Source organism: Luteolibacter rhizosphaerae, from assembly GCF_025950095.1.
Lineage (GTDB): Bacteria > Verrucomicrobiota > Verrucomicrobiia > Verrucomicrobiales > Akkermansiaceae > Haloferula > Haloferula rhizosphaerae.
In genome coordinates this window covers 67675-90125 of record NZ_JAPDDR010000006.1, presented here as the reverse complement: position 1 = coordinate 90125, position 22451 = coordinate 67675, and the positions used below count along the sequence as shown (strand labels likewise).

11 protein-coding genes are annotated in these 22451 nt (G+C 62.4%); 4 read left to right on the top strand and 7 right to left on the bottom strand.

Annotated elements, in window-relative coordinates; all coding sequences use genetic code 11:
* Positions 1 to 5: 5 nt before the first annotated feature.
* The 3 genes from OJ996_RS12580 to OJ996_RS12570 form a co-directional block, all read right to left on the bottom strand.
* Positions 6 to 3575 carry a pilus assembly PilX family protein gene (locus OJ996_RS12580; protein ID WP_264513945.1) on the bottom strand — a complete coding sequence of 1190 codons (3570 nt, stop codon included), beginning with the start codon at positions 3573 to 3575 and terminating at the stop codon, positions 6 to 8.
* A 643-nt stretch (positions 3576 to 4218) separates the two neighbouring features.
* Positions 4219 to 9519 carry a beta strand repeat-containing protein gene (locus OJ996_RS12575; RefSeq protein WP_264513944.1) on the bottom strand — a complete coding sequence of 1767 codons (5301 nt, stop codon included), beginning with the start codon at positions 9517 to 9519 and terminating at the stop codon, positions 4219 to 4221.
* 490 nt (positions 9520 to 10009) lie between these two features.
* A complete protein-coding gene (locus OJ996_RS12570) occupies positions 10010 to 12781 on the bottom strand; it encodes a LamG-like jellyroll fold domain-containing protein (RefSeq protein ID WP_264513943.1) in 2772 nt (923 codons plus the stop codon).
* 399 nt (positions 12782 to 13180) lie between these two features.
* Between OJ996_RS12570 and OJ996_RS12565 the strand changes: the two genes are divergently transcribed.
* The 3 genes from OJ996_RS12565 to OJ996_RS12555 all read left to right on the top strand — a co-directional run bounded on the left by OJ996_RS12565 (position 13181) and on the right by OJ996_RS12555 (position 16787).
* The gene (locus OJ996_RS12565) at positions 13181 to 15613 is read left to right on the top strand and encodes an MFS transporter (protein ID WP_264513942.1); all 2433 of its coding nucleotides are present in this window, start codon (positions 13181 to 13183) and stop codon (positions 15611 to 15613) included.
* A 158-nt stretch (positions 15614 to 15771) separates the two neighbouring features.
* Entirely contained in the window at positions 15772 to 15993 is a 222-nt protein-coding gene (locus OJ996_RS12560) for a hypothetical protein (protein ID WP_264513941.1), read from the top strand.
* A gap of 89 nt (positions 15994 to 16082) precedes the next feature.
* Positions 16083 to 16787: a hypothetical protein gene (locus OJ996_RS12555; RefSeq protein WP_264513940.1), complete on the top strand. Its 705-nt coding sequence runs from the start codon at positions 16083 to 16085 to the stop codon at positions 16785 to 16787.
* 80 nt (positions 16788 to 16867) lie between these two features.
* Here OJ996_RS12555 and OJ996_RS12550 read toward each other — a convergent pair whose 3' ends face one another.
* A complete protein-coding gene (locus tag OJ996_RS12550; protein WP_264513939.1) occupies positions 16868 to 18001 on the bottom strand; it encodes a fibronectin type III domain-containing protein in 1134 nt (377 codons plus the stop codon).
* A 207-nt stretch (positions 18002 to 18208) separates the two neighbouring features.
* Here OJ996_RS12550 and OJ996_RS12545 point away from each other — a divergent pair, with 207 nt between their 5' ends.
* Positions 18209 to 19585 carry a class II fumarate hydratase gene (locus OJ996_RS12545; RefSeq protein ID WP_264513938.1) on the top strand — a complete coding sequence of 459 codons (1377 nt, stop codon included), beginning with the start codon at positions 18209 to 18211 and terminating at the stop codon, positions 19583 to 19585.
* Here OJ996_RS12545 and OJ996_RS12540 read toward each other — a convergent pair.
* From OJ996_RS12540 to OJ996_RS12530, 3 genes are read right to left on the bottom strand one after another with little or no spacing between them, the layout of a single operon-like run.
* Positions 19582 to 20400, bottom strand: coding sequence for an SDR family NAD(P)-dependent oxidoreductase (locus OJ996_RS12540; protein WP_264513937.1), 819 nt, complete (start codon positions 20398 to 20400; stop codon positions 19582 to 19584). The two genes, OJ996_RS12545 and OJ996_RS12540, sit on opposite strands and share 4 nt — an antisense overlap.
* Positions 20397 to 21218 carry an SDR family NAD(P)-dependent oxidoreductase gene (locus tag OJ996_RS12535; RefSeq protein WP_264513936.1) on the bottom strand — a complete coding sequence of 274 codons (822 nt, stop codon included), beginning with the start codon at positions 21216 to 21218 and terminating at the stop codon, positions 20397 to 20399. Before OJ996_RS12535 ends, OJ996_RS12540 begins: the two co-directional genes overlap by 4 nt.
* Complete coding sequence (locus OJ996_RS12530; RefSeq protein ID WP_264513935.1) at positions 21218 to 22402, bottom strand: OmpP1/FadL family transporter; 1185 nt, start codon at positions 22400 to 22402, stop codon at positions 21218 to 21220. The genes OJ996_RS12535 and OJ996_RS12530 overlap by 1 nt, the downstream gene beginning before the upstream one ends.
* Positions 22403 to 22451: the final 49 nt, after the last annotated feature.

Genomic DNA, 22451 nt, shown 5'->3' with positions numbered 1-22451 from the left:
GACAATCACACCTCCTCAGGAGAAAGCCAGCGGAAGGATGTGATATTGAAGCGGCGGCCAAAGCGCTCGTTCGCAGCACTCGAGAGGTTTTCCGGTTTCACTTCGGGAAGGTCCGAGGAATCCAGGTACTCCGGGGTGCGCTGCACGATGGCTTCGCACCAGGCCTTCGCCTGCACCTCGCCATCGGGGTTGCGGGATTCGCCATAAGCGCGGATCCGGAAGGTATCTCCGCGGACGGTGATGATCGGTGCGAGCGCCATGAGCACGTCGCCTTGGGTCAGCATCGAAGGAGCACCTTCGCCGGAGAAGCCGGTCTTGGACGAGTATCCGGAACGGGCTTCGGCCGTGGCCATGCCAGTCAAGGCGCTCGGATTGGAGGTACCGGTCAGCTTCTTCGAGTCCATGCTGTGGGCCAGATCGTTGATCCTGGAATCGCTGATGGCCTTCTGGATAATCCCTTCCATGGTGTGGAGGGAACTCACGCTTCCGAGACGGCGGTTCACGAACTCACCCATGGTAAGGGATGGAGCCTTGTCCTCGCTGCCACGGGCCCGGATGTTGGTCACGATACCGGTGGCGAGCTCGTTGATCTCATCGTCCGTGAGCGCACGGAAGCCTGCCCAGCGCACTTGGCCGGCCACGTCGATCCCGCCACCGCCGGCGGATTGTCCGTCCCCATAGATCGGCAAGCCGAAGCGGGAGAATCCGGTCTTATCCCGGGGCGAACGGTTGTCCATGTTCCAGCCGATCAACTGCTCGTCGCGAAGCGAGGTGAGCATCGCTTTCCAGGCTGCAATGGAGTCGGAGTTCACGTTGAAGGGTCCGCGGATGCCCAGCACGCTCGCCATGCGCTTGCTCAGCGTGGTGTCGTCGAGGCCATCGAGGGTGGCGGCCTGTTCCGACTTCGAGCCTTGGCCATTGGCCAGCGGCGTGAAGCGGGTGTTCAGCAGACGGGTGTTGCCCTCGAAGAACTCGGTCAGCAAGGTCTTGCGATCGCGACCGGGAAGCAGCGGGTTGTCCGAAAAGTTCGCGATGGTGGAGAAGAAGGTGCTATCCCACAGCGCATCATTCAGCAGGTAGCTGTGGTCGAGCATCATGCCGCTCGATCCGGTGGTGCCACCGGAAACGGAGCGTGTCACGCCACCCGAAGGAAGCAGCGGATGAGCGCGAGAATTGCCCAAGGCGTGAGTCACGCGCGGAAGAGCGGCGGAAGCGACCAGGTTGGCGGGAATCAGGTCACCGAGGCTGGCGGCAGGCAGCAAGGGCACGCGGAACATCGGGACGTTCGAAACCCCGCGGTTCGCCGTGGCGGTGGCACCGTAGTAGCCCTTGTTCGTGCTGGCATCGAACTCGATGCCAGGGGAACGGGTGAAGTCGGTAACCTCCTCGAAGCGCAGGTCATAGGAGTCCAGCGCATTGCCCACGCGATTGCTATTCTGCTCCACACCTTCCACCACCGGATGATTGTGCACCCAAGGAGTGGATTGGTCCCAGAGCGGGTCAGCCGTGGTCTTGGCCGACATGGTCAGGATCGCGAAGGGCGACTTGCCGCTCGGGGTGGTATCCCCCGGGCGTTGAAGGATATCACCCACGCGCCAGTTCCGGGAGATGACGGGATTGGCCGGCGTGACGCTCATCTCCGCTTCCGGATTGGTCATGCGGAAGCGATAGGTGCGAAGAAGGTCGCGGGTGACGTCCTGCACCGAGCCGGCAAGAAGATCGACGGTGAAGTCCGAGACCGTGGCCGTCGTCAGGGGACGACCAGGCTTCGCCTGTACCTCGAAGGTATCAGTCAGCTTGATCGACATCCAACCGTTCCCCTTCATGTCGGGATTCTCGAAGCTGTAGAGGGTGGCAGCCGGACGACGATTGTCGGAATAGGTCAAGTGGTCGGTCTGCAACCCTGCACGCGGGTCCCAACCGGGGACCGATTCGACCCCGAAAAGGTTCTTGGTGCGGTTGTCGACGTTACCGAAATCAAGGCCGGCATCCCAGTCGAAGAAAGAGCGCGGCGTATACTGGCCGGCGGTTTCCATGCCCCAAGTCCAGTTCTTCTCCACGTAAGGCGAGAAGACGCGCACCTCGCCGGGCATCATCGTGATCGCGCCACCGTAAGGCGTTACGCGGCCCGCATCGGTCAGCAGCAGGGTAAAGTAGCGCCGTGCGTTCTCGTTGAACTGGTTGGCGATCTGGAAGCGGGCGAGGCTATGGAACCTGTTGTTCGCAAAGTCATCGCGCAGCCAGGCACCGTTCTTCTTCATCCCGAAGAGCACGGGCGGATCCCAGACGCGGACGCGCAGCTTCTGGAGCGTGATCGCGACATCGTAGGGATTGTAGAGGGTCACCACCGGGTCGTAGGCGAGGTGAGGAGCACCATAGTTCTGGTTCCCCTGCGGCACGCCCTTGGTGTTGTACCAGTTCACCCGGTCGGTGATGTGGTTGTAGTGCGAGACCGCGGAGAACATGATCTGCAGCTTCGCGATCACCGGCATGAGGCGCTCGGTGGCAGGAGAAACCGTGAGGGCGCTGGCGGAGGGACGCAGATCCGTGGAGCTCAAGGTGAGCTTCGGCGTGCCGGAGCCGGCGGTGCGGCCCAGCTTGCGGTGAAGCTGGTAATGATTCTTGATGTAATCCCAGCGTGGGGCTCCGTCGTTCGCGTTGTTGTAGACGGTTACCGCGCCGTTGATGTTCGGCGAGGCGCTGCTCGATTCGAACACCGTGGTCAGGTCTGTCTTCAGACCGCCCTTGGCAACGTCGGAAAGCAGGCCGACCGAATAGGGCGTCACATCACCTTGATAGGCGAGGATCTGCTTACCCTCTTCCTTGCCAACCGCGACCACCGCGCTGTCCAAAGAAACGATCTTCGCCGGGTTCCCCAGCTTCTCAGGGTCCAAGGCTTCCAAAATGTTTTCGGGACGCGCACGAGCCGGAGCGATACGACGGGCGATGAGCTCGGCCTTGGTGGGGGTCTCGCCACCATCCTCGTTCTCTGGTTCGCGGAGCTGGATCGGGGCCTTCATGCTCTCGTCCATCACCGCCCAGGCGAAAGCACCGCGCTGGGTCTCGGAGAGTTCCATCGGAATCTTGTCCCCGCGAAGCCCGGCTCCAACGATGCTCTCGGAGTTTTCCGGCATGCCGACCGTCTCCGGGTTGATCAACCAGACCGGATCCTTGAAGGTGGCGCTCGTGACATCCTGGGCCGTGTTCTCACCGGTCATCGAGGCAAGCCAGCGGCGGAACTCCCCTTCCTTCTGGGAGTAGGTCGGACCCGAAGTGCCGGGCTGCCAGTGCCAACCCTTCCAAGTGCCCAAAAGATTGGGATCGGACTCGGAAACCCCGATCGAGCTGGCGCGGGCGGTCACCGCTTGGTCCGGACCCATCGAAGTTTGCAGTTCGCCGATGGCCATCATCAGGGCCATCCGGGCATTTGCCTCTGCCTCCGCGCGTGCCTGACCAGCACCCGAAGAACGAAGGGAAACCGCAGAAAGAGACATCAGCCCCACGGCAAGAACCGTCAGCAGCACCATGAGTGATAGGGAAATCACCAAGGCGAAGCCGCGCTGCCGTAATGGCACGCGAGTGCGGGTTGGATTGTTGGGTTTCATCACGAGAAGTCTGTACCTACTTTGAGAATACATCAAACAAGTTTTGCGTCAGCCATTCCGAACGCGTTTGAATTCACAAACAGCCAAGGCGCGGGTTTTCGGCGAGGCGCTCCGGGATTGGAAGCTGAATCTATCACGCCATTTGGGCATTGCTTGTATCCAAGTGGTTAAAATTTGTATCGAAGCGACGAGATAACATCCAAGGCTTCGATTCTTAGAGTGGCGCCAGGTTTGCGCTATTAGTGCTATTACGAAGCTTATCCGCTGTTTTCGAGGGATTGCAGACTTTTGCATCTTTTCACTCACGATGCGCGAATCCAGCGGATCTCAGGAGCTCGTCCCCAGTGCGCAAAAAACGGAACTTTTTAGCGTTTTAACGCATTTTTAGTGTCACTAATGATACGATTCTTTGGCGGTTTACGTGGTTTTTCGGATAGGGAGCTTTTCGGACATCTTGAGAAAGCAAGGCAAATCCACTTTCGCGTGTCTGAGATACTCACCGCTCCCAGCTTTTTTCGGAAACCGGTAGGACTTTGCACCAAGCGGACATCCCGAAAAAGGAACAGCCGGGGGCCCCGTAGCCCCCGGCTGTAGTCAAACACGCCTCAACCCATCAAGGCGTGGTAAGGTCAACCCGGTAGAAGGCTTTCCCGAGAGGGGCGCCGTTATCGGTGTAGCTGGCAGAAGTGCCGGTAGCAGTGATCACTCCGCCGATCGGCGACCAAGAGCCGAGCGTGGTGGAACGATAGACTTGGAAGGTCAGCCCGTTCTGTGCGGGCCAGGTCAGCGTGGTCCCGGTGCCGGGGTTCACGTTGCTCTGGGCCACGGCGAAACGTTGGCTGCCATTCACCGGGCTGAGCCCCAGAAGGAACTCGGTGCGGTTGTTGGTTCCGTCCGCGTCCGCATCACCCGTCCCGGTCTGGGAAGTGGTGTTGCCGAAGTTGGCAATCTCCCAAGCATCATCCAAGCCGTCTGCGTCGACATCGTTGGAGGACTGGCCGAAGCGCACGATGGTGAAGCTATCGAGCACAGCCGTCCGGTGGATACCCGTGCCGCCGCCATCGAGGACGAAGACGCCCGCCTGCAAGGTAGACAGCCCGTCGAGGAAGGTCGGCTGGGCACCGGGTGTGCAGGTCGAATCGTTGCAATACATCGCCCACACGCCACCGATGCGCTCGATCTCGACCGTGAGGTCGCGCCCCTCGGCGCCGGCAGTCCCGGCTGCACCGAAGGCTGCATTGGCATCGTTAGCGCCATTGGTATTCACCCCCAGAGACGAGCGGTTGCCACCGATCAGCGCCGCGCGGGTGACTGCCGTGCTGCTGGTCCCCACGTAAGCTCCGATCTGATCGAAGCCGGTGGCCGGCGGCATGTTGATGAAGTGCGCCCGGATCCTGAAGTCCTGCGTGCCGGTGAAACCGAGCGAGGACAGCGGGATACCGAGAGCTTCAAGCTCGGCCATGTTGACCTGCCCGTTGATGTCCGAAGTGGAGGAGGTCAGCGACAGCGTTCCTGCCGTAGTATTCAGATCCAGATTCGGATCCACCGTCGGGATCGCCGTGCCGGTGTTGGCCAGGCGTCCCGTGAAAGGAGTGGCTTGCGCATCCTTGTCCTGCGGGCCGCTGCCGGTGGCACTCATGCCGTGGAAGACATGCTGGTCGGCCTGACCGTCGCCATTGATGTCGGCAGGAGTCGAACTTGAATCGGTCGGATCGGAGGTGGCTTGATACTCGGCCAGATTGTTCGAGCCGTCCGAGTCGGAGTCGGTGGTTCCCCCTTGGGTGCCGATGTTGGTGGCGTCGAACCAGCTGACTTCCCAGCGATCCGGGAGACCGTCGTTGTCGGCGTCGCCATCGGCCACGCCGGGGAGAAGCGGATTGAGCGGATCGCCCTTTTGCGTGAACTCTTGCAGGGAGTTGAGCAGATCGCCGTCACCGTCCGTGGTGCCGTTGTCGTCCAGCCCGAGGAAGTAGTAGATCTCCCAAGGATCCGACATCCCGTCGCTGTCGCTATCCGGGAAGGAGGTGTAGAGCGTCGGGTTCGAGTTTGCGTCAAGTTCCTCGCTGTTGAAGGCGAAATCACCGTCCGGATCACCGCCACCGTTCTGGGAGAGATCGCCGAAGTAGCCGATCTCCCACGCATCGGGGAGGCCATCCGCATCGGAGTCGTTCGGACTGGAACCGGGGTCGGTCGGGTCGCTTCCAGCCTTCAATTCGTCGAGATTGCTGCTGAAGTCGCCGTCGAAGTCGCCCGCAGCCGTCTCAGCCAAGCCGGCGAAGTAATATTCTTCATACGCATCCGGCATCTGGTCCGAATCGGAATCGGGCTGGGCCGGATTGTCAGGACCCTGCTTGTGCAAACCCTCGAGGGCCCAAGCCGGCAAGGCACCATCCCAGAGGCGCACCTCGTCGTAGGTCGCGTTGGCGGTATTGTCCGGCCATGGCGAGAACCCGAGCGCATTGACGGTGTCGTTCATGAACGCGAGGCTGTTCGCGACCGTCTGGGTCCCGCGGGCCGCGCCGAGCTCGAGGTTTGATGCCCCGTCGTACTCGGGGGCCGAATACCACTTCACCACCGAGCTACCCGGAGTCGCCGCCGGTTCGATCGTCATCACGATGTGATACTTCGTGGCGAGCGCGTAGTTGTTGGTGTTGTCGACCAACAACCCGGCGGGATCGACCCATTGGATGCGGTCCGTCAAGGCTCCGGTGCCGACCGACCAGCTCATGTAGAGGTTCTCGGTGGTGCTGTTGTGGAAGTCCCAGATGCGCGAGAAATTCTGGATCGAGTGCACCGTCGCCCACGTTTCGATGGTGTAGGGGGTGTTGCGCGCCGGCAGCAACTGGCTGCCGAGCTTCACCCACTGCGAGTCCGCCTTCGCGCCACCTGCCAGGGTAACGCTGGTCGGATTCTGCGTCACCACGTTGGTGTTACTCGCGGTCCCGTTCTCGATCGTCGCATTGCTGCTGCCGACCGAGTCGCTCAGGTTACCGGTGAAGCTCCAGCGGTGGGCAGCCTTGGCCTTGACCGGCGAGAAGGAGGAATCGGTCGGGATCGAGCCATACTGATACTCCTCCAAGTCGGTGAATAGGTCGCTGTCCGTATCGACGGTGCCGTTCTTCGCGGTGATATTCGAGAAGTACAGGATCTCCCATCCATCTCCCATGCCGTCCGCATCGGTGTCGCTGAAACTGGCGGCACTGGCAGGGTTGGTTGAGTTCGTGAATTCCAACAGATTGGAATCGAAATCCCCGTCGAAATCGCCGGTTCCGGTTTGGGCGGCAATGGTGCCAAAGTGGGTGATTTCCCAATTGTCGCGGAGACCGTCGTTGTCGGTGTTGAGCGGGTCGGAGGAGGCATTGTTCGCGGCGGTGCCGGCGAGGAACTCCTCGTAGTTGGTGGCAAAGTCGCCGTCCAGATTGCCGGAGGCGCCGTTGACGCCGGTGGCGTCGTTCGGATTCAGGCCGTTCGCCGTCTCGTAAGCGTCCGACATGCCGTCGCCATCCGCATCGACCGAGGTCACCTGGACGGTGACGGCGGAGCCGGTGTTGGCGAAGGTGTAGCCGAAGCCCGCGCGCGGATTAAGGACGGAGAGCCCGGCGATGCCGCCGGTGAGGCTGCCGCTGTATTGGAACAGGGTGTAGGTGCCGGGAGTCGCGCCATTGGTGGTGCCGCTGTCGTAAAGATTGACTCCGACCGTTCCGAGCGTGAGGCCGCCCGCGGTATTCACCACGACCTTGTCGCTGCTGGTACCGCCGGCGGTTTCAAAGGTGGCGGTGGTCCCGTTGGCGAGGGACAAGGAGGAGACCGTCAGGGTGCCGACCGGGAGGGTGGGTTCCGCAACTACGATGCCTCCCGTACTCGCGACCGTGACCGCACTGGAGGCATAGCTGCCGCCGATCCCCAGCTTGGAACCAGTGACCGCGATCGGACCGGTGAAGGTATTCGCGCCAGCCAGAGTCGTGATGCCGCTGCCGGTGAAAGCGAGACCGCCGCTGCTATTCGCCACGAGGGTGGCCGCGCCGCCGATGGCCCCGGTGTTCCCCACGCCGCCACCGACCAAGGCGAAGGTCGGAGCGCTGGTGTAGTTGATCCCCGGATTGGTGATCTGGATGCCGGTCAGGTTACCGCTGGCATCGATCGTAGCCACCGCGGTCGCGCCGGTGCCACCGCCGCCGGTGACCGTGACCAAGGGCGTGTCGAAGTAGCCGCCGCCGCTCACGGTCAAGCCGGTGGCGCTCACGCCGTTTCCGACCGGTGCCTTCAGCGCCTCCGCGATCGTGATGTTGACGCCATTGTTATCGATGGTCCCGCCGCCGGAGAAGACGTAGGCATCCGTATTCGCGAGATCCGCGAAGAAGAGGGGGTTCGCGATGGCAGCCTTGAGAGTGCCGCCGTGGAAATTGAAGCGATAGACGGCTCCTGCGGTGGAAGCGCCCTTGGTCACGCCGAAGGCGCTGAGGGTGCCGCCGCGGAGGTTCAAGGTGCCACCGAGCGAGGAGGCATTGCCGCCGAACTGCATCGTGCCGCTGGCGGCTGCGCCATTGGTCGCGAGGCTCATCGCGGCGCTGCCGCTAAGGTTCAGGGTCGCATTGCCGTTCTCCCCGAGGAAGATCCCGGTATTGGCGCCCGCGGCGACGTTGAAGGTGCCGCCGCTGAGATTGACGAGACCGATGGAAGCATTGCCGCCTGCACCGAAGGTGCCGCGGTTTGCGGTCACCTGGATCGATCCAGCGGTCTGGTTGAGCACCGCGCGGTCGTTGTTCAGTCCGACGACCAGCCAGCTTCCGACGGAGAGGGCCCCGCCATTCTGGGTGTAGGCCGAAAAGGATCCGGTCTGAGCGCGGCCCACGTGGAATTCACTGGTGGCAGCGATCGAGCCCGAAGTCATCTTCAGGAAGCCCTGCGAGTTTGCGGCGGTCGCGATCGCCACGCTCGGGCTAGTGTTCTTGGAAGCATTCAGGGTGCCGCCTTCGATGAGCATCCGGCCGTTCTGGGCACCGACGGTGCCGACCGAAGTCGTACCGTTGCCGCCGCCAACGCCTGACTGGGTCGTGCCGGTGATCTTCACCAGACCGTTCTCCACCGCGAAGTTATCGCCGAGATTGTTGGTGCCGCTCAGGGTCAACATCCCCGCACCGCGCTTCACCAGACCGAGACGCACCGTGGCGCTCTGGTCCTTGATGCTGCCGGAGAATACATTGTCCGCCGCGTTGTTCAGGAAGAACCACTTCGAGTTCGGACCGCCGTTTTCCAGTGTCCCTGCACCAGTGAGACCGGCAGCCGTGATATCGCCGGACATCAGGAACTTGCCGGCTTGGATATCGAGGGTGCCACCGATGTTGGAGGTGTTCGCGACGTTGGTCATTGCGACATTCCCGGTCCCGGTCTTGGTCAGCCCGATGCCCGCGGCGGAGGTGAAGGGATTTCCGATCGAAAGCGCGGCCGTGGAGTTGTTAGACCAGGTCTGGCTGGCAGTGAGGGTAATGGGGACTCCCTGCCCCGCGGTGGCGGACCCGATGGTCGCGGCTCCTGCAGCGGCATCCATCTGGATTCCACCGGCACCCAGCGAGAGTGCGCGGTCCGTTCCGCCGCCCTGCAGCGTGGTCGTGCCGGTGTTGTTGAAGACGAGCGAATTGGCGGACTGGGCCGCATTCAGGTTTACCGTCACGGCACCGTCCACCGGATCGATATTGAAGATGGCGTCATCCGCAGCACCTGGGACGGCGGCGGGATCAGGGGTAGCGGCACCGGCCACGGTTGACCAGTTCGCGACGGCATCCCAACCCGCGTTCGTTCCGTCCCAATAGAGGGAGGCTGCATGAGCGGAAGGGAGGGTAGAGGCAATGATGCAACCGAGACCCAAGGCGGTCTCCAGAAGATTGCGACGAGTGTGGGGTAACGTGGGTTTCACTTCGACGATTCTCGGGTTTATTTCACCCCCCGGAACGGCAAGGAGAGATCCACCGGACATATATCAATCCGGCGCGGCTTGGGTTTCGGGAAGGCTTGGTCGACCGCAGGGCTTCAGGTGGGTTGCCCGGCTCCACGGGGTTAGGTGGCGCGAATGGGACGCTTGATCCTGCAATCTCCCTCAGACTAAACGATGCTCCTGCATCCGCTTGTATTTACACGGAAGCAATTGGTATGTTTCCGTCGCTTACAACGGTAAGCAACAAATCACCAAATACACCAAACACTGAAATACAATATGTTACAATAAATTCCATGAAGCCAATCCTGCAAAAATAAACGCGTTTAAGCTGATCCAATTTTCGATTTGATGATTTTTCTGTCAGACAAATGTCGCAATATTACACACCGATGCGCTCGCCTCCGAATAAAAGAAGAGGCCCTATCCGCCGGATGACGAATAGGGCCGCAGCTACTATCAATTATCTTTCTCAGGGCTGAGCCAGCGGCTTGGCCAAGGCCTGCAGGAAGCCCTTGCCGACGAGACCTTCCGAAGCGGTGAGGCGGAAGGTGTGGAGCTCATACGAAGGATCTGCCGAAGGAACCGAACCAACCCGAACCACGGCGCTGGTGAAGTTCTGCAGATCGAGCGAGCCACGAACCTCATAGATCACTCCGCCGACCGTCGCCGTCTGGACGCCACCTGCACCGGCCGCGAAGTTGGCACCGGTGCGGACGGGCACGGTGAGCGTGAGTTCACGCTGGCCGTTGGAGTTCGTATCGGAGAGCGCGCTCGTCACGCCGCCTTGATCGGAGCCGTTCTGCGGATCACCATTGAAGGCGAACTCGACGAGGTTGCTCACGCCGTCGTTATCCGCATCCGCGCTGCCGCTCTGGCCGGTGCCACCAAGCTTGGCGATCTCCCAACTATCGTCCATGCCGTCGCCATCGCCATCCGGATTGGAGCCGCCCATGCGGACCACGGTGAGACTTTCGACGACGGGGAACTTGTGCGCGTTCCCCGTGAAGAGGTCCGAACCATAGAAACCGACCGTGAGATCGGAGAGCGCGTTCAAGAAAGCCGGCTGTGCTCCGGGCGTGATGTTCACGCCATGAACCGACAGAGCCCAGACCCCGCCGATGCGGCTGAGTTCCACCGTCATCGGCTTACCCGCAGCGAGGGAAAGCTGCGCGCCCGGGAAGACAGCGTCGCTATCGTTGTTCCCGTTGGTATTCACGCCAAGCGCGCTTCCGGCATCGATGCGGCCGCCACGGACGAGCTGGGTCGAACTCGCACCGGCGAAGATGCCGAGCTGATCCGCGCCACCCATCGCAGGCGTGTTGATGAACTTCACCCTGACGCTGAAATCCTGGCTACCGCTGAAGCCGAGATCCGAGAGGCGGATACCCAGCGCCGCCATGTTCGACATGAAGGACTGGCCGTTGAAATCGGTGGTTTCGGTGCGGAAGGTGAAGGTCCCGGTGCCCGCGGTATTGATGTTGATATTCGGATCGTTCGGCAGGTAGGCCGGATTGGTGCCGGTGTTTGCCAAGCGGACCAAACCGGTGGGCTCGGCATCCACATCGGTGATGGTTCCCGTGGCGCCGAGTGCCTTGAAGTCCATGAAGCGGACCACATCGGCCAAGCCGTCGCCATTCACATCGGTGTGAGTGGATGCCGCCAGCGTGGGATTCGAGTTGGCCTGATACTCCTGCAGGTTGGTCGAGCCGTCCGAATCGAAGTCACCATTCGCGCCCTGCGCGACGATGCTGCCGAAGTGGGTACGTTCCCATGCATCGTCCAGACCATCGCCATCGGCATCACCCGTCGGGTTGAGTACCGAATCCGGATCACCGGGGTTGGTGTTGTCGAGATATTCTTGGAGATCGGAAACGCCGTCCTCGTCGAGATCACCGGTGCCATCGCGACCGGTTCCTAGCAGGAAGATGGTTTCCCATGCGTCCGGCATGCCATCCGCCGGCACTTCCGTTTCCGGGAAATCGAGGCGGTCGTTCGGATTCGTGCCAGCGGCGTATTCCTCGTCATTGGCGGTGTAGTCGTTGTCCGGATCGTCGAAGGCACCTTGGGCGAGGTTCTGGAAGTTCGCTTGCTCCCATGTATCCGGAAGCCCGTCGCCATCGACATCGCCCGGAATGGAGGCGGGGTTACGAGGATCCGAACCCGCGGTGTACTCCTGCAGGTTGTTGAAGCCGTCGCCATCCGGATTACCGGAAGCACCGTTGTCCGGATTGACCGAACCATTGTCGGCGGGATCGAGGTTGTTCTCGATCTCCCATGCGGTCGGCAGTCCGTCGCCGTCGCCATCGTTCGCGCTGAAGGCTGCGAGGAATTGGGAAGGCGGCAAGGCCACGTCGCTGATGCGCACTTCATCGATGCCGCCATCCCAGCGATCGCCATGGTCATTGTTCGGGTTGTCGCTGGTGCCGTAGCGGCCGCGTCCGACCGTCCAACCCCAAGGGTGGCCATTCGCATCGTTTCCGGGATTGATGAGGGCGCTGTTCGTGCTGCCGCTCAGGCTGGTCGAAGCGACTTCGGCGTAGCCGCCCGCGTTACCGGTTTTCTTGTAGAGCTTCAGCGTGGTGCCATCCGAGGTGGCGGCGAAGTGATACCAGGTGGCGGCGGCCAAGGTGGTGGTATCGACCGCTTCATGAGCAAGGCCGCTGGCATCCACGAAGGCGATGCGGAAGCGGTTGTTGCTCATCTTCTGGAAGTAGAGCGGGGCGTGCGCGGCCTCGCCCGTCTTCACATCATTGCCCTCGCGGCCGACCACGGTGCGGAAGCCATCGAGTACGTCAGTGTAGAAGGAAGCTTCGATGGTCCACGTGGGCGAGGTCCATGTATCAAGGTTGATGCCGGTGGGAGCAGTCTGCGTGGACCAAGTGAAACTGGCCGGGAAGTTGCCGGAGTTCTCGATGAACCAATTGTTCGTCTCTCCGGTCTGTGGAACCACGGTGAAGAGAGCGCCCGGAATCACCGGCCGGTGGATGTGGCCGGTCGGCCCATCATCCCAGGTGAAGATGCGGTTACCATTTCCCGAGAGATCAGGAATGGGGATGCCGACCGGCTGGATCGCCGTACGGCCATTGGTATCCTGCGCGAAGGCGCCGTCAGTGGGCAGGGTGGCGCCCTCTCCTTCGAATCGCCAGTAGGCGATGGTGTTTGCATCGACTTGCGCCGTGAGCACGGCGAACGGAATTAGCTGGACCCAAAGCGGGCCCGTTACGCGGGTCTTGGATTTCATAGGGTTCGTCGGGTTCCACCGGCGGGGGTCAACCACCGGGGCAGACGACGGCCGCCGGCGACGAGTCAGCCGCCCTCTTGGCGGGCATCTGCCTGACTCGCAACGAAGCGGAAGTTTCCGTCCTGCACCTTCAGCCTATCAACCCTGCTTCTAGTATCCTCCGCCCATGGATTGGTATGATTCCGCCGAAGGGAACCTACAACCAGCGCACCGAACCACTGCTAACTCCTTCAGATTTAAGTCCGTTACTTGAGACAACACTGGCATCAACCCCACGGATCAAATCGGTTTTATTTTCGCCACCCCTGAGGATCATGCAGATTCCCGACTGTCTGGTGATGAATCGGCTCTAGCAATTCCGGCTTTGCCAGTGGTCGGAGAATTCCTAGCTTCCGCGCGGTGGAAGGAACGCGCGACGACGATCAGCGGGAGCCGACGCGCCGGGAATGGACCGGCTATTGGAGCCTGATCGTGCAGCAGACCCAGAATGCCTTCAACGAGAAGGCGGCTCAGTTCCTTCTCATTCCTCTGGGCGGATGGCTGGCAGGCAAGGGCTCGATGATGGCCTTCGCCGCGGCGCTGATGCTGGCTCTCCCCTACATCCTCTTCGCCCCTACCGCGGGCTGGGTGAGCGATCGCTTCTCGAAGCGGAACGTATTGGTAGGCTGCGCGATCACCCAGTTGCTCTGTCTGGCGGCGCTGCTGCTGGCGATCATGCAGCGGCAATTCAACCTGGCGATGGGGTGCTTCTTTGCGCTCGCAACCCTGTCCGCCTTCTTCAGCCCGGCGAAGATGGGAATCGTGAAGGAGCTCGTCGGCTCGCGGCGGCTGGGATTCGCCTCCGGGGTGCAGCAGATGACGGCGATGCTCGCGGTGCTCAGCGGTCAAATCTTGGCGGGCTTCATCTTCGACCAGCGGCTGGCCAGCTCCGGCAACGGCTGGGATGCGGCACAGGGCCCGCTGATAGTGCTGACCCTGCTAGGCCTGCCTCCGCTACTCTTCGCGCTGATCATCCCGCGCACCCCGGTATGCTCGCAGGAGTGCTTCCGCCCCGCGATGGCGATCGGGCATTTCCACCAACTGGCGGACCTGTGGCGGAACCCGGTGCTGCGCCGGACCTCCTTCGGAATCGCCTTTTTCTGGGCCTTCGCCGGGTTCATCAACCTGTGGTCGATCACGGTGGCGAAGGAGATCACGGGCGGTGCGACGGGCTTCGGGAGCGTGGCCTCCAAGTTTATGATCGCGGCCACGCTGGGGATGGTAGTCGGCTTCGGCACCGCCTCGCTGCTGATGCGGCGGCGGATCGAGCTCGGCTGGGTGCCGGTGGCGGGAGTGGCGATGACGATTTCCACACTGCTGCTGGCGGTGCCGCACCCGGCAAGTACGGCATTTCTCGTACTTCTGGCGATCACCGCATTCTGCGCGGCGATTTTCCTGACGCCTCTGAATGCCTTCCTGCAGGATCAATGCCCGCCGGAGAAGAGGGGCGAGATCCTAGCCGCGGCGAACCTGCAGGACTGCCTGCTGGGCGCGGTGGTGGCCGGGGCGCTAATGCTGGTCTCCTACCTGCACGGGCTGCTGGGCGAGCCGTGGTGGCTGGGCACACACATGCAACTGGTGCCTGCCGCCATCGCCTGCGGCTGGATCACCATCCACATCGCGCGGCTGATCCCGGCGGATCTGGTGCGGGTGGTAGGACTGAGCATCCTGCGCTTCTTCTACAAGATCCGCACGAGCGGTGAATGCAACATCCCGGCGAAGGGCGGCGTGCTGCTGCTGCCGAACCACGTGACTTGGGCGGATGCCTTTTTCCTCACGGCGGCGTGCCCGCGGCCGGTGCGTTTCGTAATGGAGCAAGGCTTCATGGGTCAGACGGCGATCCGGGTCTTCTGCCAGCTCTTCGACACAGTGCCGATCTCATCAAGCAAGCCGCGCGAGGCGTTGAAAGCCTCCGCGGAGGCACTGAAGCGGGGAGACGTGGTCTGCCTCTTCCCCGAGGGGCAACTGACACGGACCGGCACGCTGCGCGAGCTGAAGCGGGGATTCGAGCTGATCGCCCGCCAAGGGGGATGCCCTTCGATTCCGGTGTGGTCGGACGGGGCCTGGGGCTCGATCTTCTCCTTCGAGGGAAACCGCTTCTTCAAGAAGATCCCGCACCGGCTGCGCTACGGGATCTCGGTGGCCTTCGGTAAGGCGATCGCGCCGGAGGATGCGGACATCGGGACCATCCGGCGCGGCATGACGGAGGCCTCCGCGCTAGCGCTGGGCGAGCGCAGCGCCGGCTCCACGGTGCGGGCGAACGGACTCCAACTGGCGGCAGTGAACGGGCTGCCGCGCGGGGGAGACTTCGGGATTCTGGAAGGCGATCCCCTGCCCGCTTCCCTGCCCGGGCTGGCGGAATACGAGCGGATCTTCGGGACGATCTCGCGGGAATCGCATGTGGTGGATGCTTCGGTGGATCGATTCTGGCTGGGTGGGGAGATGCTGCGGGAGAGGATCGTGAGATCGGAGCTGAAGGTGGGCGGAGTGTTTTTTGATTTCAGCAAAGGGGCGACCCGGGCGCTGGGGCGGGAGGGTTGGATTCACTGCCCCTGCCTGGCAATCGGCGGAGTGGTGGTGGCGATGTCGATGCCGGATCCGCCGCTCTCGCATGAAGGCGCGAAGCCACAGCCGGGCCGCAAAGATGGGGCACTGGGGATCGTGCTGCCGGGTTTCACGGTGGAGGAACGCGACGGGGAATGGCGGGTGGAAGGTCCTGCGGCACCGGAGGGACTCATGCTGCCCAAGGGTTACCGGGTGGATGAGGAGGGTTTCGTGGTTCTGGCAGGGTGAGGCCTTGAGGTCGGGATGCTTCTGCGATTTGCAATCCGGGTGGGTTCGGCGATTGGTGAATGCACGGTCCCCTGCCCTCCCCATCTGCCTCGATCCGCGCGGTTGAGGGGATCGGAAGCGTGAAGGAGATGGGAACACAAGTTGCTGCCATGATAACCATGATCACGAAATCCATCCTGAAGCTGGTCTCCGCCCTCGCCACGGTTTGTGCGCTCTCCATGTGCGGGACTGGGTATGATCGCGCGACCCTCGATACGCGGCCGAATGAAGGTGCGGTGGCGGCGGAGGCGGCGTCCCGCTCCGGCAGCTCGCCGGAGGGCGGGTCGTCCTCCCCCAGCATCGGGCGGGTGGCGCTGCCGCCTGAACAACCGCGGCGATAGGGCCCCCGCGATCACGTAGGCAGCGCGAGCTTGATGATCCGGAGATCTCAGGCACTGTCTCCGCTGCTGTCTCACCCCCATCCCCCCGTATGAAATTGAACCTGCTTGCCGCGGCAACGCTTGTGCTTGCCCCCGTGTCCGCATTGGCGGCCGCTCCTTCCCCTGTTGGAACTTGGGAAGTCAATCTGGCCGGTGCCGACCAAGGCATCGCCTATGTCACCTTCGAGGAAGATCGCGACTTCACCGCCTATGGTGTGAGCGCCAAATCGGCCGGGGTCTTCACCCTGTCCGGCACATGGGCCGTCGACGACAAGGGCGTGCTCACCGGCTCCTACACCGAGACGATCGACGGTCAGGACGTGACCGGAACGATCCAAGGCAAGGTCACGGCCAAGAAGGTCAGCGGGAAGATCACCGCCACCAATGGCAACTTCAGCTTCGCCGGCACGCCGGAGAAAGATACGCAGGATCTGAGCGGCACTTGGACCGGCATCGCGGTCCTGGGCAAGCTGCGTCTGCCGGAAATCTATCAGATCTCTGCGACGGAGACGCCGCATCTCTATCAGCTCTCCGGCTTCGGAGTCTCCCCGACCGGTGGCGAATTCGAGATCAACGGACTGGCGCTGGCCGGATCGAAGGGCAAGGTGCGGATCTTCGCGCTGAGCGAGTATCCATGGGCCGAAACCCCGGGTGCCACCACTCTCTCCGGCAAGGTGAACGCGGCCACGACGAAAGGCTCGTTGAAGGGTTTCGAATCCACCGGCCAAGTGATCAAGGTTTCACTGCGGCGCTAAGCCACCGCAGCGCTCTGCTAGATAAAGAAAAAGCCCGGCAGGATCTGCCGGGCTTTTCGTGTTTGAAGAGTTGGGATGACTCAAGGAGCGGCAACGGTTTCCGGCTCTGGATCTGGATCCGGGTCGGGAACGGTGTCGGGATCGAGATTCTCCGAATCGTAAGGAGAGCCGTTGCGAATGCCGAACTCGACTTCGCTGAGATCACCGCTGCCGTTCTTGTCCTTCTTGCCGAGTGCCTTTTCCAGCTTCACCGCATTGTTGCGGATGGGAGCCAGCTGGGTAAGGGCGAATTCCGTGTCGTCCAAGTAGCCATCCGGTTCTTCACCATCGAGAACGAAGTAGCGATCGGCGAGATAGAACTGCCGTGGCTTGGACGGGGCTGCGAACTTCTTGCCGCCAAAAGCCTTGGTGTACTCGGTTAGAGTGATGTCCTCGGAGTCATCCCCATCCATGTATTCGAAGCGGTGGAGAGCGGCGACGATGGACTTGCGCTTGGTGTTGGCGGCGAGGAACTCATCCAAGGTGATGGTGCGGCTCGCGTCGACATCGACCTTACGGAAGTCGCGGACCCAGTAGGCTTCGCGACCCGTGCCATCGCCGGTGCTGACCGTCAGGACATTGGACTTGGCGGATTCACCACCGGTGGAATTCGCGGTGACGTAGTAGGAGTAGGACGTGGAGATCTCCACATCAAGGTCGGTGTAGGTCGTGAGCGAGATCTCCTCTTCAAGGATCTCGTCGTCGCGGTAGAGATTGTAGCTGGTGGCACCGGTGACGCCGCTCCATTCCAAAGTGATGGCGGTGGAGGTGATTTTGGTGGCTTTAAGGCCGCCCGGCGCACCCGGGGTGGCAACCGGCGTGGCGGTGGCTGTGTTCGACGGCGTGGACAACTCTTCGGCGTCCTCGGCTCCGATGAAGGCCCTCACCACATAGGTGTAGGCGGTGCCAGCTTGCAGGGCCGGATCGTCGTCAATGTAGGAGGTAACCGCTCCGCCCAACTCGCCGAATTCCGTGATCTGCACGGGACTACCTGCGCCAGAGGAACGGTAAACGTAGTGCCCGGTGGGGGTGGGTGTGCCAGCGGAGGCAGTCCAAGTGAGACGAATGGTTTTCCCAGTACTGGCTGTCGCCGTGAGACCCGTGGGATTGGCCGGAGGTGCCGCCAAGCTCGTCGCTGCAGAGGCTAGAAGAATGAAGAAAGCGAACAAACGCATGGATTTCGGGGCGAGGATGGAATCGTAGAAAACGACAGGGAGGAACCTGTGGCCGGAGTGCCCTGCCATCAAGTCCCGTGTCGTTCCGCTGATGTGTGCCCTAGGAAAACCGCGGGAACGCGGATTTGTGTCTCACTTTTCTTCGCGGGGGCGTTTGAAATGGGATTCTCGCCGTGATTTTCGGGAGGACTCTGGCAGTTTGGGAGGATGAAGGAGACCCGCAGGGAGCGTGATTCGATGGGTGAGATGGAGGTGCCGGGGGATGCGCTCTACGGGGCATCGACGGCGCGGGCGGTGGAGAATTTCCCGATTTCCGGGACCCCGCTGCCGGCGGGATTCATCCGGGCCTACGGAATGATCAAGGCGGAGGCGGCACGAACGAACGGGGAGCTGGGACTGCTGAGTGCGGAAGTGGCGGGGGCGATCGCCGGGGCGGCGGAGGAGATCGCGGCGGGCGGGCACGCGAGGCATTTCCCGGTGGATATCTATCAGACGGGCTCGGGAACCTCGACGAACATGAACGTGAACGAGGTGATCGCGCACCTCTGCGGTCGGGACGGGATAAAGGTGCATCCAAACGATCAGGTGAATCTGGGGCAGTCCTCGAACGACACTTTTCCGACGGCGATCCATCTGGCGACGGCGCTGGCGCTGAAAGATGAGCTCATCCCGGCGCTGGATGCGCTGGCGGCGGCGCTGGAGGCGAAGGCGGGGGAATTCCACGGGGTGCTGAAGATCGGGCGGACGCACCTGATGGATGCGACTCCGGTGCGGCTGGGGCAGGAATTCGGGGGCTGGGCGAAGCAGGCCTGGCTGGCATCCTCCCGCGCTCACAAGGCGCTGAAGGCGCTGCACGATCTGCCGCTGGGAGGGACGGCGGTAGGGACCGGATTGAACGCGCACCCGGAATTTGCGGCGCGGACGATCGCGAGGCTGGCGGCGCGGACCGGACTGGAGCTGCGGGAGGCGGAGAATCATTTCGAGGCTCAGTCTGCGAAAGACGCCTGTGTGGAGGCGCACGGGCAGCTCGCAACGATCGCGGTATCACTGCACAAGATCGCGAGCGACTTGCGCCTGCTGGGCTCGGGGCCGCGCTGCGGGATCGGCGAGATCCGCCTGCCGGCGACGCAGCCGGGATCCTCAATCATGCCGGGGAAGGTGAATCCGGTGATCGCGGAAGCGGTGACGATGGTGGCGGCGCGCGTGGCAGGGAATCAGACGACCATGAGCTGGTGCGGAGCGGGCGGATTCCTCGAGCTGAACGTGTCGATGCCCTTGATCGCGGCCTGCCTGTTCGAGTCGATCGCGCTGCTGGCGAATGCAGCCGGGGCGCTGCGAAGCAAATGCGTGGACGGGATCGTGGCGAATGAGGAGCGCTGCCGGGAACTGATCGAGTATTCGCTGTCGATGGTAACCTCGCTGGTGCCGAAGATCGGCTACGACAAGGCGGCGGCGATCGCCAAGGAGTCGGTGGCGACGGGACGGACCGTGCGCGAGCTGTGCCTGGAACGGCTGGGCGAACTGGGGATTAACGCGGAAGAGCTGGACGTGGCGCTGGATCCCGCATCGATGGCCGGAGGCTAGGAGAACTTGCGCATGAGGCGCTTCTGAATCGGGCCCAAAGTGAAGGGGAGCCAGCGCGCCAGCCCGCAGAGGAGGCGGGCGTTTGCGGGGAAGACGACCCGGGATTTCCCGGAGGCGACGCCATCAAGATAAAGGCGGGCGGCGGTCTCCGGGGTCATCATGGGGGCGGGGAGGTCCTTGATGACCTCCTTCACGTTCGCTCCGACGACGTTCTTCTCGGTGAAGATGTTCGAGTTTACGTAGCCGGGGCAGACGACGGTGACCTTCACACCGTAGGCCTTCGCCTCCGCGGCGAGGGACTCGCTCATGGCGATGACGGCTTTCTTCGAGGCGGTGTAGGCGGCCGCGGTGGCGTAACCGGTGACCCCTGCGACGGAGCTGGTGGTGACGATCTGGCCGCGACCCTGCTTCACCATCACGGGATAGACGAGCATGGTGCCGTTGAGGACCCCCATCACATTGATATCCAAGAGCCACTTCCAGCGCTCGAAGGGCACCTTGTGTGCCTCGGCGAGGTGGCTCACCCCGGCGTTGTTGAAGAGATAGTCGATCGGGCCTGTGCCAGCACATTCTTCCACCCAACGCGCATAGTCTGCCCGATCGGTGACGTCGAGCTTGCGGGGCAGGAGCTTGCCGGAAGCGGGTGCTTCTGCGGCGAGACGTTCAAGGCCGGCGGCGTCCATATCCGCTCCGTGAACGGTGGCACCGCAAGCGAGCAGACGAAGGGTCAGAGCCCGCCCGATACCGGATGCGGCACCGGTGAGAAGGACGCTGCGGCCCTCGAAGGCACGGCGGGTGGATTCGGAGATGCTCATGCCGAGAGTTCGCGGAAGCGCTTCACCATACGGGCGTGGACGATGCCGAGCAGCCCCGGGAAGCGCGGGCCGACCCATGCGAGGAGGCGGGCGTAGGAGGGGAAAACGATCTCCTTCTTCCCGGCAGCGAGGGCCTTGAGAATCGCGGAAGCCGCCTCGGCGGACTCGATCATCCCGAAGCCCATCTCCTCGATCTGCTTGAGGGTATTATCGTAGTTCGAACGGCGGTAGATCGCGGACTGGTAGATACCGGTGCGGACGTAGCCGGGGCTGACCAGATGGACGGACACCCCGTGCTGGGGTGCCTCGTAGCGGAGCGTACGATAGAGGCCGAGCAGGCCTGCCTTCATGGTGGCGTAGGGCACCGAGGTGGGATAGCCGGCATACCCGGCCAAGGAGGACACGATGACCAGACGACCCCGGCGCGAAGCGACCATCTGGGCATAGATCGCCTGGACCCACTGGCAGTAGCTGAGGAGGTCGGTGCGGTAGATCTGATCCCAGTCCTCCGGCTGGATATCCTTCACCTCCCCGAAGATGGAAACGGCGGCAGCAAGGTAGACTTCATCCAGACGGACTTCCCGCAGGAAATCCGGGAGGAAGGTGGCGCTGCGCTCGATATCGGAGAGATCGAGGACCAGCACTTCGGCAGTCGCCCCCTTCGCCCGGACCTCGTCCGCGAGAGCTTGCAGCTTGTCCTCGCTCCGGGCGACGAGCCAGAGGCGCTTCCCCGGCGCGGCAAGCTGCCGCGCGAGGTCTGCGCCGATGCCGGAGCTCGCACCGGTGATGAGAATCTCCTTCACCGCCGGAGTGCTCATCAGAAGCGGTAGTTGGCCGAGAGGCTAACCGAGTGGTGGCGCCCCTCGTATTTGCCGTTCGCGCTCTGCCCGGCCGCAGTCGGCAGGGCACCGCGGACGTCGCGGTTCGAGTAGCCAAACTGGTAGGCGATGAACCAACCCCAGTCCTCACACTTGCGGCCGAAGCCGGCATTGAACCAATGGCGGTCGGCATCCGCGACGGAGGGGTTGAAGAAGGTGTCCGGCTGGGCATTGCTGTTGTAGTCGTAGCCGACTGCGAAGGCATAGCCGTTGTCCATGGTGTAGCTCACGCCCGCCTCGTAGATGAACATGGACTTCCAGTGGAAAGGCACGCCGATGGCACCGCCCGGGAGCGATGGGGAGCGGAGATAGAGGGAGTTGAGAGAATCCCAATCGAGCCACTCGATATTCGCTTCCACGTTCCAGCCGGGAGCCGGGCGATAGGAATAGCCGCCGGCGATGCGGAGCGGCGTGACGAAATCGATGTCGGCGGGACCGGCACCAAGGATATTCGAGTAAACCTTGCCGCTAAGATCCATGGAGGTGTCCGAAGCGACATTCAGGCCGAAGGCGTGCTGCTCATGCGGCTGCCAGCGGAGCGAAATCGCGCCGGAGTAGGAGGTGCCATCTCCTTCAAAGCGGAGGAAATCGAGCGGTGCAATACCGAGGCCCTGCTCAAGGGTCAGGTCGGCATAGTTACCGGAACCGGAAACCCCGATCGAAAGGGTATCGGTAATGTCATACGCGAGAGCGACCGTCGCGCTGATGTAGGCAAGGCGGGCCTCGGTGATGACCGTGCGGAAGGGCGAGCCTTGGCCCCACTCGGTGCCGAGTCCCCAAGGACTGTTGATGCCGAAGCCCCATGCGAGATCATCTTCGATCGGCTGTGCGTAGAAGATGCTGGGAACGTATTGCCATTCCGACTTCGCCTCGAAGTCCCCTCCCCCGTTGTTGAAGGTGTGGCCGAGATTGATGGCATAGACTCCGACCTGGGCTTCCGCCTGTTCAAGTTGGGTCAGGCCAGCGGCATTGTAGTGAACGGCGGCGGCACTGTCCGCCGTGGCCACCCAAGCGTTCCCCTTCGCGGTGGCGAAGGCGTCCTGATTCGGGAGATAATAACCGGCGGCACCCGCGGTGGCGGGGATCAGCGCAGCGGCCAAGACGGGAAAGGAGCGAGGTATCATCGGAAGGTTTTAGTAAAGCGGCGCTGATAGTTCATTTAAATGAATTTGT